Source organism: Streptomyces sp. NPDC101234 (assembly GCF_044767525.1).
GTDB classification, from domain to species: domain Bacteria; phylum Actinomycetota; class Actinomycetes; order Streptomycetales; family Streptomycetaceae; genus Streptomyces; species Streptomyces sasae.
Genome location: NZ_JBIWOA010000035.1, coordinates 102,024 through 115,715, shown reverse-complemented (window position 1 = coordinate 115,715; position 13,692 = coordinate 102,024). Strand labels below are relative to the sequence as shown.

Here is a 13,692-nt window from a genome sequence, read left to right as displayed (position 1 = left end):
TCGTCAAGGAGTACATCGAGAACCAGAAGCGACCGGCCTGACCGTCACCCCGAAGACGCAGAGATCTCCGGCGCTGCGCGCCTCCGGGCCGAGGACCGCATTCCCGCCCGGCCTGAAGGCCGGGATTCCCTGCGAAGATCAAGGGATGGACCCGGAACGGCAGGCCTGCCCCCGAACGAAGGACAGGTGACACCCAAGCGGATGCGCCCTCACCAGCCACACCGCACGAACCACCGGCACCACCCGCACCACATGCACGACCCGAACCACCCGGCCCGAACTCACGACGCCACCACCGCCGCACCCCGCGCCCGCCCCGCGTCCGCAGCCGTGAGTCGCGGCGGATCGGTTACCGCCGTGGCGCCCGGCGTTCGTACACCGTGACCCTGCGGCCGCGGATCTGTTCGTCGGCAACCGGGGTGAAGTACTCGCGCAGGACCTGGGTCTTCACCCGGTCCCGGGCGGCAGTCACCGGGCGGGCCACCCGGGGTACGTCGGTCACCAGGAGTATGCGGCGCTCGGCGAGCATCGCGGCGCGTATGCGATCCGGTGCCGCCTCCACCCCCTTCAGGGTGCCGGACCTCTCCGGGCTCTCCATCAGGGCTATGTCCCGCAGGCCCGCGAAGGCGTCCGGCGAGACGGACTCGGTGTCCCTGCGGGCCGCGGGCACGAAGAGCACCGCGTTTCCGGTCCGCTTCAGATGTCGTACGTCCGAGGCCACCGCCAGGACGTCGTCCACCCTGCTCCCGGGGGACCGCTTCGCCAGCGACTGCGGGAGCAGGGCTGACACGGCCACGGCGAGCACCACGGGCAGGATCCATCCCGACGCCGCCGGGAAACGGGGCGCGGCCGCCCGTACCGCCTCTCCGACAGCCGCCCCGATCAGCAGCGCCAGCCCCAGCATGCTGTAAAGGACGTAGCGGTCCAGGAACAGCGGCTGGACCAAGGACAGCGCGACGAGCCCGAGTTGCGGCAGTCCTAGCAGCGGCAACCCCACGGCCGCCGCCGACAACCGCCCCGCCCGCGCCCGGTCCGGCAGCGCGCAGACACCGCCGATCGCCAGCAGCACCCCGGGGCCGATCAGCATGTGCCAGGTCAGCGGCGGTATCCACGACACCTGAGCGGACTGGCCGCTGCTGAACACGATCAGTGGCAGCACACCGACCGTGGCGCACCCGGCCGCCACCGCCCACCGGATCAGGACCGTACGGCCGACCCGGCTCCAGAGCAGGGTGGCCAGATGCGCCGTCAGAATCATGAGCGAGAGCCAGTTCAGCAGGCCCATGAGGAGGACGGCGATGCCGTAGGCGACCCAGTGGCGCGCGGGAACCCGGCGCTGGATGGCGGTCACGAGGAGCAGGGTGGAGATGCCGGCCCCCGCCGCCACCAGCGCGTACGGCCGCCCCTCCTGAAGGTAGAACTGCACGGCCGGCAGCAGTCCGAGCGTCATTCCGCCGGCCAGGCCCGCCCAGGCGCCGGCCAGGCGGCGGCCGATCACGGCCACGCAGACCGCCGCGACCGCGGTGGCCAGCACCGAGGGCATCCGCAGGGTCGTGGTGCTGGGGCCGAAGCACTCGAACAGCACATGCATCAGCAGGTAGTAGAGCCCGTGGACCACGTCGACGTTCCCCAGCATGTGCCAGATGTCGGCCGTGGAGCGCTGGGCCACCTGCCAGGTCGCGGCCTCGTCCCGCCACACACTGTTCTGGCGTGCCAGCCCCCACATACCGAAGGCGCAGGTCCACAGCAGCGGCACCAGCCAGACGTGGGGCATTGCTCCGGGCCGGGAAAAGCGGAATACCGCCTCTGACTTTCGGCCAGTCGACATGAAAAAGGGCTCCCGAAGCGGTCGTCGAAGGGGTGGCCCGTCACAAGTCACCGGCCGACTGTGCACCGTAGCACCTTGGTTAAATGCCCTGGACCGGGGGTTGTTGTACCTATTCCAAACCCCGACGCAACCTATTTATTCACGCCACTGTCCAAATTTGATCCCCACCTGATTTGCGACAGCATTACCTTGTGAACCGCCACTTTTCGGCCAACTCGGCACCGCGGAATGATCGGGCTGTTGCGTCGCGATCACATCCCGTTCAGAGTTTTCAACCGTGCACAGCAAGCCCACGGGAAACTCACAGTGAGAGGTGTTTCACCATGCACAGGAGAAACGTGGTCAAGGCTGCCGTCGCGTCCGCTGCCATCATTTTCGCTGCGGCAACTCCGGCAATCGCCACGACGGTTGACGTGTCCGGCGGAAAGTGGAGCTACGACCAGGGCGCCAACACGGCGTGGTCGAACTACAAGCATCCGTCGAACTGGCACGCCTCGTCCGTGAAGATCGGCAGCGTGTCCTTCAAGAGCGGCTGCACCACCCCGGGCCAGTGGTCGCTGGCATCGGGCACGAAGAACGGCGGCGGCATCTCGTACTACTACGACCCGAGCTGCTGATCGCACGGCCGTGGGGGCGGTTTCCTCCCTCCCCCACGGCCGTTCTTCCTATGGACTGAACTGGATCGGTATCAGATGCTGCATCGAGGCACAAGATTCGTCCACGCCGCGGTCCTGGTCTTCGCCGCAGCACTGTCCTTTCTTTTCGTACGCGGCCTGGACGAGACCGGAGTACTGGGAAATTCGGCTCTGGTCGAGGTCATCGACTCCGACGGGTCAAAAAGCGGAACCCAGGTCGTCCGAGCCCTTGAGGACTTCTCCGCCGAGTACGGCATCGGGGTGGTCCGCGAGCTGCCCGATCTGAGGAATCCCGACGGGGTCCGGCATCTTTATCTGGCCCCGGGCGGCCGTTCTTCCGTGACGGCGGGCTGGCCGGCCCACGGATATCCGGAGTTCAGCAGGAATCTCGCGACCCGTGTGCACCCGCTGTCCCAGGCCGGGGCTCTGGACCCGCGCGGCTCCTACTACGTGTTCGGCTCGTCCGCGGACGTGGACCGGTTGGCGGCCGAGTTCGGCCGGCTCGGCCTCACCACGAGCGTGACCCACCCGCTGTCGTACACCGAGCTGACCGACCGGTACGCGGACGACCCGCTGCTGCGGGCCTTCTGGGTGGTCGCTCTCGCGGCGGTGACGACGACCGGCGCGAGCGTGCTGCTCAACGCCAGGACGTACGCGGTCCTGCGGATGCAGGGCATGTCCTTCGCCGGCATCCTCCTGCGCGACCTCCGGCAACTGGCACTTTTCTGGCTCGCGTCGGCCGGCACCGTGACGATGGTGGCCCTGGCCGCGCTCGGCCTCTACAACGGCTTCGCCTGGCTCGGGTTGTTCGCCGCGACGGCCGCGGCGGCCGCGGCCGTCCTGGTGGGCCTGGTGCTGGCGGCCCACGCGGCCGTGCTCGGGCTGACCTACAAGGTCGACGTGCTGCGCGCCCTCAAGGGCGAGCTGCCCGCGCGGGCCGCGTCCCTCAGCGTCTATCTCGTCCGCGTCCCGGCGCTGCTCCTCGCGCTCGCCATCGCCACGAACGTCACCCTCGCGGGCCGGGGCGTGCTGGTGCGCCTGGAGAACCAGAAGGTGTACGAGACGGTGGGCGACGCGGTCTCCATCAGCCTCAGCGGCGCCTTCGCCATGCACACGGAACAACTGGACCAGCACGTGGGACCGTGGCTGCGCCAGGCCGACGGGCGCGGTGAGGTCGTCCTCGCCGGCCGCAGGGACCTGCAGATCTCCGCCCCGGGCGCCGGGCTGCCGTCCGGCGAGTTCCTGATCGTCAACGACACCTATCTCGCCGAGCAGCCGGTACGGGATCCTGCGGGACGCCGTTACCGCTCCCAGGCCGGCCCAGGGAGGGCACCGGACTCACGCCCGGTACGGGTCATCGTTCCCGATTCCCTCGCCTCCCACCAGGCGGTCATCACGAAGGCGGCGTCCGAGATCGTCGACCCCCATCAGAATCGGCACATTCCGTTTGAGGTGCTGAGAGGCAGGTCGGGACAGCGCCTTTTCGGGTACAACACCGGCGCCTACGTCTACAACTCGGCACACGGCCCCGACGAGGACAGATCCATGCTGCGCGATCCGGTCGTCATCGCCGTGCCCAATGGTTCACGGTTTCTCACGGACGACGCATACACCACCTATGCGACCCAGTCGGGAGTCGTTTTCCCCGACCCGGACGACGTACTGAGAGCAATCAGGGCGAACGGGCTCCAGAATTACCTCATCGGAATGAGTCCCGTCGGGCAGAAAACCGCCCTGGATCTCAGGAACGCGGTCGGTGAACTACGGGTACAGGTGTTCAATCTCGTCGTTTCCGCCCTCGTCCTCCTCATCGCCGGTGTCGGTGTTTGCATCATCTACTCCCGCAAAAATGCACAGACGATATTCGCACGCCACATCAGCGGTTGGAGCTATGCCGCCACACATCGTTTTATCCTCGCCGTGGAACTGGCCATCGCGGTTGTGTTCGCCACCCGGGTGCCCTTCGAGGCATGGCAGCAGAACCAGGAGATGAAGAAGTTCGCGGCCGCCGGTGCACCCGCTCCCTTCCAGCCCACTCATGTCACCGCGCTGGATGCCGGTGTCATCACGGCGCTGGTCGCGGTCGAATTCGGAGCCGTGCTGCTCGCCCTCGCGTTCTTCCATCGCCGGGTCGTGAAGGAAGGGGCAAAGTCCGCGTGAACCCCGTCAGCACCGAAATTATTTCCAGCCAGCCGGAGCATATGGTGATCGAGGTCGAGAACCTGTCCAAGGCATTCGAGTCCCGGGTCCTGTGGCATGGTGTCGACTTCACCGTCGACCAGGGCGAGATGCTCGCACTCGTCGGCCCCAGCGGATCGGGCAAGTCGACGCTGCTCAACTGCCTGGGGCTGCTCGACAGACCGACCTCCGGGGCGATCCGGTACCGCGGCAAGGACATCACGCGGTTCGGCAGAGGACAGACCCGGCGCTTCCGCCGCGACAGCCTCGGCTACCTCTTCCAGGACTACGCCTTGATCGAGAGCGCCACCGTCGACGAAAACCTGGAAGTGGCCCTCGCGCCACGGCGCAGGGACGCGGACGACAGCCGCCCGAGCATCGCCGAGGCCCTCGGCAGGGTGGGCCTGGCAGACCGGGGCAAGGAGCGGATCCACCACCTGAGCGGCGGCGAACAGCAGCGCGTGGCCCTGGCCCGGCTGATCGTCCAGCAGCCCGCACTGGTCCTCGCGGACGAGCCCACCGGCGCCCTCGACGACGCCAACACCGCCGTCGTCATCGACATCCTGCGCGAGCTGAGCCAGGCCGGCTGCGCCGTGGTGCTCGCCACCCACGACGTCACCGTCCGGGACGCCTGCGACTCGGTCTTCGCGGTACCCCGGCAACCGGGCAGGCACCTCGTCGCCAACAGGTGACAGAGCAGAGCCAGTCCGGCGAAACGCCGCCCACCCCCGTTCGACGGGAAGCCCTTCCATTGCACGCTGCGGACCGCCAGTCTCTCCCCAACCGGATGTCATGTCCGGAACGAATCGTGGACCGACTGGAGCCCCCGATGTCCCGAACCAGGACCCACCGCCTCGGCCGAGCGGCCGCCGTCGTGGGCAGCGCCGCCGCGCTCACCATCGCCCTGCCGTTCAGCGCCTCCGCGGGCGTGCTGCAGAACCTGCCCGAGAACGCGACGACGTTCCAGAAGTTCTTCGAGCCGCTGTACGACTACGACACGGACAGCTGCTACCCCGCCGCCGCCATCGACCCCGACGGCAACCTCAAGCGGTTCAAGGGCAAGGCAGCAACGATGTTGACCTGAGAAGCATGGCCTGCAACCGGATCGCCGAGCGGGTTGCCGGTCTTCGCGTCCCAGCGCCGTAGAAACCCGGAGTCGACTCCGGACATGATCACGGCTTCCGACTCGGAGACGAACCCGAACCCCACGGACAGGACTGTCGTGGCATGTCCGAGTAGCGGGGGACCGAGTGGTTCACCACTGTCAGTATCCCATCGTTGAACCGCGCCACCGTGGCCGGCTCCCACGAGCATTGCCTGCCCGTTCGGCAAGGTTCCGGCCGCAAGGCTCCAGACAGTCGACTCCGCTGAGTACACGCCGCTCATCGGCTCTCCCGTCAGCGCGTTCCAGCGCTCCACCCCATCCTCTGTCGAAACGGCGAGGATGCACCGACCACGCGTCAGCGAGGCAAGAACGGAGCCGTGGCACCCCGGGAGCTCCTCGACGCTGTCCCAGAGGGAATCGCCACTACCGCTGTCCCAGCGGCGGATTTCCGGCCCGATCCCCCATGTCGAGAGGAGGATGACCCCCTCCTTCGGGTCAGCTGCCACCAGCGGATGCACCGCGTGCAGACATCCAGTACGAAGGGACGCCACCTCTCCAACTCGAACCATGGAAGAGTGTTCCTCTCACGACACGGGAACTCTGTGCCGGGCGTCATTTTTCCGCAGCCTCTTCCGCCGCCTCGACAACTAGTCGTTGCGGGTCAGGGCGTTGGTGACGGTGCATAGTGGTGGGCAAGATTGGTGGCGAGGTCGCGAAGGTGAGCCCTGACTTCGGTGGGGCCGTGCACAGTGATGGCGCTCCCGAACGGCAGTAGTGCTCGCACGTCCTCCAGATGCAGGAAGCGGATTGTCACCCTGCGGCCGGTGGCGGATTCTTCATGGCCGTCCCGCACGAGTCGCAGGCCAAAGATCCGTTGCGCGCGCTCGATCTGGCTCTGGTCGATGGTGGCGCTGACCTCTATCGCGTGGTTGTGTTCCCACTGAGCAATGAGCGCTGCAGCGACGGTGGCCAGGGTCTGGCTCTCACGGATCCGTCGTGGCTGGTCGACTTCTTTCCACGTCGTGATCCGTTCGAGTCGGTACATCCGTGGCACTCGGGCACAGTCGGCGACGAGGTACCAGATGCCGGCCTTGGCGAACAGCCCGTAGGGATCCACGACCAGGTCGCGTGGGTATGACTCGCGTGGGCTGTCGTACTCGATCCACAGCCGGCGACCTCGCCGCACTGCGCCGATCAGCGAAGCCGGAGTCGTGCCGAAAGCTCGTGCCTGACGCCAGGGACGGCTGTCCACGTGCACCACGTCGGTGAGCGGCAGGAGCTCATGAACTCGACGTGACTGTGCAGCGGCGATCTTGGAGAGCGCGCGCCGGCTTTCGACCGATGCGTTGAGTTCCGCACGTTGCTTCTCATCCAGCCCGGTGAGCGACAGATGATCCCGCTCGCCCGGTGTGAGTCGTGTGAGGTCGAGTCCGGATCCGGGCAGCATGGTCACGCCTCCGAGGCGGCCCCGGTGTGCGGTCACCGGCAGACCGGCGTCGCGGAGCCAGTTCAGATCTCGGGTGATGGTTCGAAGGGACACCCCGAGCGCTGAGGCGAGTTCCTGTGTGGTCACGGCATCCCTCGATGTGAGGAGCAGCATCAGGGTGAAGAAGCGGTCTGGGGTCACACACCAATTTTTTCAGGAATTTGCGACACGATGCGGCGCATATCCCGGTCAGGCTGGTGGATGCGTACCTACCACCTGTGAGAAGGAACAGCCATGACCACATCCGTTGTGTCCATCGTCTACGTGAACGCCGCTCCCGCCGCAGCTCGTTTCTACGGCGACCTCCTCGGCATGAGCCCCTCGTTCGAGACTCCGGGATACATCACCTTCGGCCTCGGGCCGGGCGCTGACCTCGGTCTGTGGTCTGGCCAGTTCGAGGATCTGTCGCCGGACGTCCCGCGCACCAGTGAGGTCTGCCTGGCCATCGACGGTGGACCCGACGAGCTCAACGCGACCTTTGAGCAGTGGAAGTCCAAGGGGGGCACGATCCTGCGTGAGCCTCATGATGCGGGGTTCGGGCTGACCTTCCTCGCAGCCGATCCTGACGGGAACCGTATCCGCGTCGCACCGCAAGACTGAAAGGCCGCAATGCGGCAGGCGCGCACGACAGGTGTCGCGCCTGCCGCCGTCCGACTTCGAGAGGACGACGAGTGCCCCACGCGAATGCGCCCCTGAGCCTCGAGGGCCGCAGTCGGCCCGTGAAGCGGTGCCAGACACGTCCCATCGCCGGTGAAGATCACCGCCCGCCGGCCCGGACACATGGTGCACCTGGATGTGAAGAAGGTCTGCCAGATCCCGGACGGCGGCGGCTGGCGGATCCATGGCCGGGACAGCGATCAGGCCAAGGTCGCCAGTCGGGCGAAGTCGGCCGGGGCGAAGCACGGCTACGTCTACCTGCACTCCGTCGTCGATGGTCTCTCACGGCTCGCCTACACAGAACCGCTGGGCGATGAGAAGGGCGCGACGGCTGCTGCTTCGTGAAAACTGACCCTCCAGGATTCCGGGAAAGTTGACCCCGGTCTTGTAGGACGGTCTTGCTGGGAACCGCCGGGGGTAGTGTGCGGCCGTGAGTCTTGAGCACTTGCGCGGCCACTGGTTGACGTCGATCGTCCTGCGCACTGATCTGGAGCCCAGCGAGGCTGTTGTCGTGCTGAGTTCGGAGGGGGCCAGCGTGACCCTCCGCCTTGCCGGAATCGTGCATGCCAGGGCTGACATCGGCACCCCGGACGGCGATTTCGTGGACCAGGCCGTCGTGCGGGAACTGCCTCAGGACGGCCCGTGGCCGGTCGATGCCTATCACCTTCTGCATCATCACAACAACCGTTCCGTGCTGCAGTGGCTGACCGTCACCGGTCCGAGCGAAGTGGAGATCGTCGCCGAGGAGCTCCGGGTTGAGTAGAGCCTGTCTCTTTGATGAGTCGGTCCTCTGATTGACCCCTCTTGAATGCTTGCGGCATCGTGCAGGGAAGCCTGTCCGCATGGACACATTCGCGGACCGATTCGACGGCGGGTGGATGCGGTGGGAAGCCGCCATCGAAGAAGCGCAGGAAGGGCACTGGGTCCGTGACGCCGTGGAACGGCAGGTCATCGAGGACATCGGCGCCGCCACAAACCCTCTATGTGGCGGGCGGATGGCCCCCTTCACCAAGGATTCGTGGCACGTTCGAATCGGGAGGATCGCGAACTGGGCCGCGGTGCTGCGACTCGCAGCCCGGTCAGGCGGATGGGTGCTCCAGCCAGTCGCCGGGCGCCGGCCGCCGCACCCTGCGGGCATGGCTGAGCTGCTGTCTGGCATCTACGCGGTCGGCGAGCAGGGAGAAATCTGCATGCGGCAGCTTCTGACGGGCGAGCTGCCACCGGCAGACGAGATCGCGAGGGCTGAGGGCTTCCTCACCGGGCCTGGATCCATGGAGGACCTAGAGCTCTTCTTCTACAACTGAAAGGCCGTCGCTTCATCGTCAGCGCCGTGACCGGGTGAAGATGGCGGCGAGGTGGAGTGCCGCCTGGTAGGCGATGGCGAGCTTGTCCGTTCACATGGCCAGGCCGCGCCACTGCCCCAGCCGGTTGATGCATCGCCCGACCGCGTTGCGCTGCTTGTACGCCTCGGCGTCGAAAGCCGGTGGGCGACCGCCGACGCGGCCTCGCCGCAGCCGGTGGCCGATCTGGTCGGACGGTTGGGGGATGACAGCGCGGATTCCACGTCGGCGGAGGTGACTCCGGATCGCGCGGGATGAGTGCGCGGTCTGCCAGGACCACATCGGGCCGGGTCCTCGGCCTTCCGGGCCCGCCTCGCGGAACGCGGATGGTAGCCATGACGGTCTCGAAGACCGGGGCGTCGCCAGCCAGACCTGCGGTGACGCGGAGGGCCAGAGGTCGCGCACGGCCGTCGCTGGCGAGGTGGACCTTCGCGCTCGGGCCACCGCGGGAGCGTCCGAGCACGTGGTCCTCGGGTTCGGCCGGGCCTGGAGCCCCTTTTTCCTGGCTCCGGCGGCGTGCTGGTGAGCCCGGCAGACCGAGGAGTCCATCGATGCGGTCCAGCTGATGTCGTCGGCCCTCTCGGCCGCTGCCAGGACCGTGGCAAGGATGCGTTCCCACGTGCCGACCACGGCTCATCTGATCAGCCGTTCATGTGCGGTCTGGAACGAGCCGAGCTTGTCCGGCAGGTCCCGCCAAGGCGAGCGGGTTCGGTACTTCCACGCGATGGCCTGCACGGTTCGGCGGTGATCGGCCCATCGCCGACCACGGACCGGATTGGCCGGCATCAGCGGCTCGATCCGGTCCCACATCGCATCACTGATCACTAATCGAACGGACACATCCGATCAACTGACCACCGATCCAGGAGACACTCTCCAGCTCTCAGTCCCGTCCGGCCCGGTCCTTCGCCAGGAGTTCGCGTCGTTGGCGGGTGCGGTAGGAGTCGCCGGTCAGGGTCAGGACCGCTGCGTGGTGGACCAGGCGGTCGATCATCGCGGCCGCGACCACGTCGTCGGAGAAGGTCTCTCCCCACCGCCCGAAGGGCAGGTTCGAGGTCACCGTCGCCGAGCCCTGCTCGTAACGCGAGGCTATGAGCTGGAAGTACAGGTTCGCGGCGTCCTGGTCGAACGGGTTGTAGCCGACCTCGTCGATGGTGCTCAACTTGTAGCGGCGGATCTTCTCCAACTCCGCCTCCATCCGGCCGGAGTGGCGGGCTTCGCCAAGCCGGGCGATCCAGTTGCGGGCCGTGTCGAACAGGACCGAGTAGCCGGCCTGGGTGGTTTTGACTCCGAGCCCGATGGCCAGGTGCGTCATCCCGATCCCGGGCGGCCCGAGCAGGATCACGTTCTCCGCCTTCCCGACGAACGTCCCCGTGGCCAGATGGGCGAGGACGTCACGGCGAAGCGAGGGTAGGTGCTCGAGGTCGAAGTCCTCCAGCGTCTTGACCTGCGGGAAGCGGGCCGTACGGATCCGCATCGTGGTGTCCTTGCTCTCCCGGTCGGCGACCTGCCGCTGCAGCAAGGCGGCCAGTTACTCCTCGTGCGACCAGTTCCGGTCGCGGGCCTGCTCGGCCAGCTCCTCCCAGAACGCACCGATGGTGGGCATCTTCAGCACCCGGGTCAGGCAGGCCGGCATCGACGGCGGGCCCCCTTCGGCGAGCCCGTCGCGGCCGGCTTGGGCTTGGTGGCTGTGCTCAGGTATCACTTCGCTTTCGTGGCAGGTGGGTTGAAGTCGACGCCGAACAGTGCGTCGTAGTCCGGCAGGGCCCGTAGAGCGACGGCATGGCCGTCCGTGTGCTGGCGGACAGGCGCCTGACGTCGTTGGCGGTCCAGCGCGAGGGCCTCGCGCATCCTCGCGGCGGTGGCCGCGTGGACCGGGTCGGTGACGACCTGGTGCTTGGCCCGGGACCGAGGATGCTCGGCGACGATGCGGCCGTCGCAGAACACAGTGACGGCCTGCGGGGAGGCGGTGACGTCGACGAACCGGACGATGACCTGCGGGTTCACCGAGTAGTCGACCGTGTCGACGCGACGCAGTAGTCCCGGCCGAGCCGGATTCGATGACTGAACCCGATCGGCGGCGCCACCGGCGGCAGCGGCGTCATCGCCTGGTAGTCGATCTCCAGGAGATCGACCGGGCGGCCCTGGACGGCCCGGACGGTTCGTGAGTTCGCGGGGCCTAGCCAGTCGGCCCGCTGCTGGTTGAAGTCGTACGGTGAGGCGAACTGCCGGCCGGGCAGGAACGAGGTCTCCAGATATTGGTTGTTCCGCTCGACCAGCCCCTTGAACTCTGGGTCCCGTGGTGGGGCCAACTGGATCCTGGCGGCCAGGGTTCCGGCGAACGCTGCCGCCGGGGCGGTCACCTTTCCGGTGCCGCCGATCGCAGCCTCGCGGTCCCAGACCGGCGTCTTCGTGACCCGGCCAATGCCGTGGATCAGGGACCACATGCCCGAAAGGATGCCGCCGGCCTGCCAGGAGAGGATCATCGCCGCGGTCATGAAGCGGGAGAACCCGAGCGTCATGACCAGCACCGGAAGAACGCGCTGCTGACCTGCCCCGAACTGCACCTTTGTCTCCGGGAACCACAGATCGCAGTGCGCGATCTGGCCCGGCTCGTAGACGACGCGGTCGACCGGGCCGATGCCGACGCGCTCGGGGCGGATCGGCGCGAGGCGCTTGCGCAGCGGCAGCAGCGAGTAGGGCCACCCGATCCGCTCGGCGATCACCGGCGCCGACATCCGCGGCCACGCCTGCAGCAAGTTCCGCATCTCGGCCCCGTAAGCGCCCGCGACCTGGCCGCGGGCCTTGCGTTCGTACCTCGGGGGACGGTCGGAGTTCAGCGCTGCCGGACCGTGTTCCGGTCCACCCCCAGGCGCCGCGCAATCTCCCTGATCGGCACCCCCTCCGCCCTGTAAAGTCGGCGTATCTCTGCCCAGTCCTCCCCTTCAGCACCCTCCAAGAGTCAGGAGGGGGTCAAGATTCACGGACTGTCTGGGGGTCAGTCTTCAGGAAGCGTCAACACGTGGCTAAGTTGGCGGCACAGATCCCCGCTGACCAGTCTTGGAGCAGTGCATGTCCTCGTTGGATGAGTTGCAGGCCCTGCTGGGCGAGCCCGTCGGCCGGCAATCGAATCCGGGTGAATGGAACGAAGTCGAGCAATACGTAGGTTCTGCTTTGCCCAGCGACTTCAAGACGTTCCTCAATGCCTACGGCAGCGGGTCCATCTCCGGTGAGCTCGTTGTTTTCCACCCGTATGGATCGAGTCCGTTGCTGGAGCGCATGCGCACGACGCACCAGACGTTCACTGAGCGTCGAGACAGAGCCCTGAGCATCGGAGACTCCGAGCATGTCCCGTACCCCTTTCACCCCGAACCCGGTGGGCTGATTTCGTGGGGATACGACCACAGCGGCGACGAGCACTTCTTCCTGCCCTGCGGCCCAGACCCGGACCGGTGGAAGGTCGTCACGATGGTCCATGAAGAGGGCTGTGAGACCTTCGACGGCCCGTTCTCGACCTTCGCGCTCGCGTTCGTGCGGCGGCTGCTCGACGTGGACCGCTACCACGGCATCGACCCGGAAGCCCTGGAGTACCTGGAGCCGGAGGACCTTGAAGAACTGGTCGCCGCCGGAGAGATCGGCCCCGTCCAGCCGAGCTTCGAGCCGTTCTGAACAAGGCGGCCCCGGACGACTTTCCGGACAGCGCATGGCTCTACAAGCGACGGGCCCTCGTCAGCTGGGGCGCTCGGTTACAGCAGTTGGCCTGACAGGCAGGCGAAGCCCCTGGTAGGTGGGTCCTCGACCAAGGAATCCCTCTCCACCAGAGGCTTCGTGTGCTTGTCTCTCCGTCCGGGCTGGACGTGTCCGGCTCCACCCTTCGCTTCCTCGCCGCCCACCTGAGAGAGCGCCGGCAGGCCCCGGCACCCGACGGCGGCGCCTGAGCGCGAGGCGGCAGGCTCTGCCCACCCTCACTCAACTCCGTAACGGCCACCCCTACGCCCAGCTCGGGGACGAGTTCGGCGTCGGCACCACCACCACCTACCGTCACATCACCGAGGCCGTCGGCCTCCTGGCCGAGCTGACTCCGACACTCACCGAGGCGGTCCGGACGGCCTCGATGAAGGCGTTCGTCCTGCTTGACGGCACGCCACTGTCCATCGACCGGATCGCCATCAACCGGCCCTTCTGCTCTGGCAAGCACAAGAAGCACCAAATGAATGTGCAGGGCATCGCCGATCCCTTCGGCCGCCTGCTGTGGGCGTCTCCAGCCCTGCCCGGGGCCGTCCACGATGTCCGCGCGGCCCGCGAGCACGGCATCGTCGACGCGCTCGCCCAGGCCGGACTCCTCCGCAAGCTCCGGTGCTCGACCACCCGCATCACACGTCTCGTTCAGGCTGTCCTCTGCCCACATCTGGCCAGCTCAGAGTGAAGATGGAAAGAGCTCATTCTGTCGTGGTCGGCACGTA

At 67.1% G+C, this 13,692-nt stretch carries 11 protein-coding genes and 4 pseudogenes; 10 read left to right on the top strand and 5 right to left on the bottom strand.

The annotated features are described in order from the left end of the window. Positions 1–349 precede the first annotated feature (349 nt). Positions 350–1,774 (bottom strand): glycosyltransferase family 39 protein, encoded by a 1,425-nt coding sequence (locus tag ACIRR9_RS43640; RefSeq protein WP_403764313.1) that lies wholly within the window; start codon positions 1,772–1,774, stop codon positions 350–352. Positions 1,775–2,151: 377 nt separating this feature from the next. Between ACIRR9_RS43640 and ACIRR9_RS43635 the strand changes: the two genes are divergently transcribed. The 4 genes from ACIRR9_RS43635 to ACIRR9_RS43620 all read left to right on the top strand — a co-directional run bounded on the left by ACIRR9_RS43635 (position 2,152) and on the right by ACIRR9_RS43620 (position 5,725). Then, positions 2,152–2,445, top strand: coding sequence for a lactococcin 972 family bacteriocin (locus ACIRR9_RS43635; protein WP_123982827.1), 294 nt, complete (start codon positions 2,152–2,154; stop codon positions 2,443–2,445). A gap of 75 nt (positions 2,446–2,520) precedes the next feature. After that, positions 2,521–4,623, top strand: coding sequence for a hypothetical protein (locus ACIRR9_RS43630; RefSeq protein ID WP_403764311.1), 2,103 nt, complete (start codon positions 2,521–2,523; stop codon positions 4,621–4,623). 41 nt (positions 4,624–4,664) lie between these two features. Then, entirely contained in the window at positions 4,665–5,333 is a 669-nt protein-coding gene (locus tag ACIRR9_RS43625; protein WP_403764309.1) for an ABC transporter ATP-binding protein, read from the top strand. Between the two features lie 137 nt (positions 5,334–5,470). After that, a complete protein-coding gene (locus ACIRR9_RS43620; protein WP_403764307.1) occupies positions 5,471–5,725 on the top strand; it encodes a hypothetical protein in 255 nt (84 codons plus the stop codon). Between the two features lie 682 nt (positions 5,726–6,407). Here the strand turns inward: ACIRR9_RS43620 and ACIRR9_RS43615 are convergent. Then, complete coding sequence (locus ACIRR9_RS43615; protein ID WP_403764305.1) at positions 6,408–7,373, bottom strand: helix-turn-helix transcriptional regulator; 966 nt, start codon at positions 7,371–7,373, stop codon at positions 6,408–6,410. Positions 7,374–7,466: 93 nt separating this feature from the next. On the opposite strand from ACIRR9_RS43615, the gene ACIRR9_RS43610 reads away from it, so the two are divergent. From ACIRR9_RS43610 to ACIRR9_RS43595, 4 genes and pseudogenes are all read left to right on the top strand, one after another. Continuing rightward, positions 7,467–7,832, top strand: coding sequence for a VOC family protein (locus ACIRR9_RS43610; RefSeq protein ID WP_403764303.1), 366 nt, complete (start codon positions 7,467–7,469; stop codon positions 7,830–7,832). A 153-nt stretch (positions 7,833–7,985) separates the two neighbouring features. Continuing rightward, positions 7,986–8,207 (top strand): annotated as a pseudogene (locus tag ACIRR9_RS43605) (IS481 family transposase); the annotation flags it as partial. Between the two features lie 112 nt (positions 8,208–8,319). Continuing rightward, positions 8,320–8,652, top strand: coding sequence for a hypothetical protein (locus ACIRR9_RS43600; protein WP_403764301.1), 333 nt, complete (start codon positions 8,320–8,322; stop codon positions 8,650–8,652). Between the two features lie 79 nt (positions 8,653–8,731). Continuing rightward, entirely contained in the window at positions 8,732–9,193 is a 462-nt protein-coding gene (locus ACIRR9_RS43595) for a hypothetical protein (protein WP_403764299.1), read from the top strand. A gap of 18 nt (positions 9,194–9,211) precedes the next feature. On the opposite strand, the pseudogene ACIRR9_RS43590 reads toward ACIRR9_RS43595, so the two are convergent. The 3 genes and pseudogenes from ACIRR9_RS43590 to ACIRR9_RS43580 form a co-directional block, all read right to left on the bottom strand. Then, positions 9,212–10,069, bottom strand: a pseudogene (locus ACIRR9_RS43590) (IS5 family transposase). A 43-nt stretch (positions 10,070–10,112) separates the two neighbouring features. Further along, positions 10,113–10,751 (bottom strand): IS21-like element helper ATPase IstB, encoded by a 639-nt coding sequence (istB, locus tag ACIRR9_RS43585; RefSeq protein WP_403764297.1) that lies wholly within the window; start codon positions 10,749–10,751, stop codon positions 10,113–10,115. Positions 10,752–10,930: 179 nt separating this feature from the next. Further along, a pseudogene (locus ACIRR9_RS43580) lies at positions 10,931–12,188 on the bottom strand (transposase). A gap of 113 nt (positions 12,189–12,301) precedes the next feature. On the opposite strand from ACIRR9_RS43580, the gene ACIRR9_RS43575 reads away from it, so the two are divergent. Continuing rightward, entirely contained in the window at positions 12,302–12,898 is a 597-nt protein-coding gene (locus tag ACIRR9_RS43575) for an SMI1/KNR4 family protein (RefSeq protein ID WP_403764295.1), read from the top strand. 161 nt (positions 12,899–13,059) lie between these two features. Then, positions 13,060–13,655 (top strand): annotated as a pseudogene (locus ACIRR9_RS43570) (transposase family protein). Positions 13,656–13,692 lie beyond the last annotated feature (37 nt).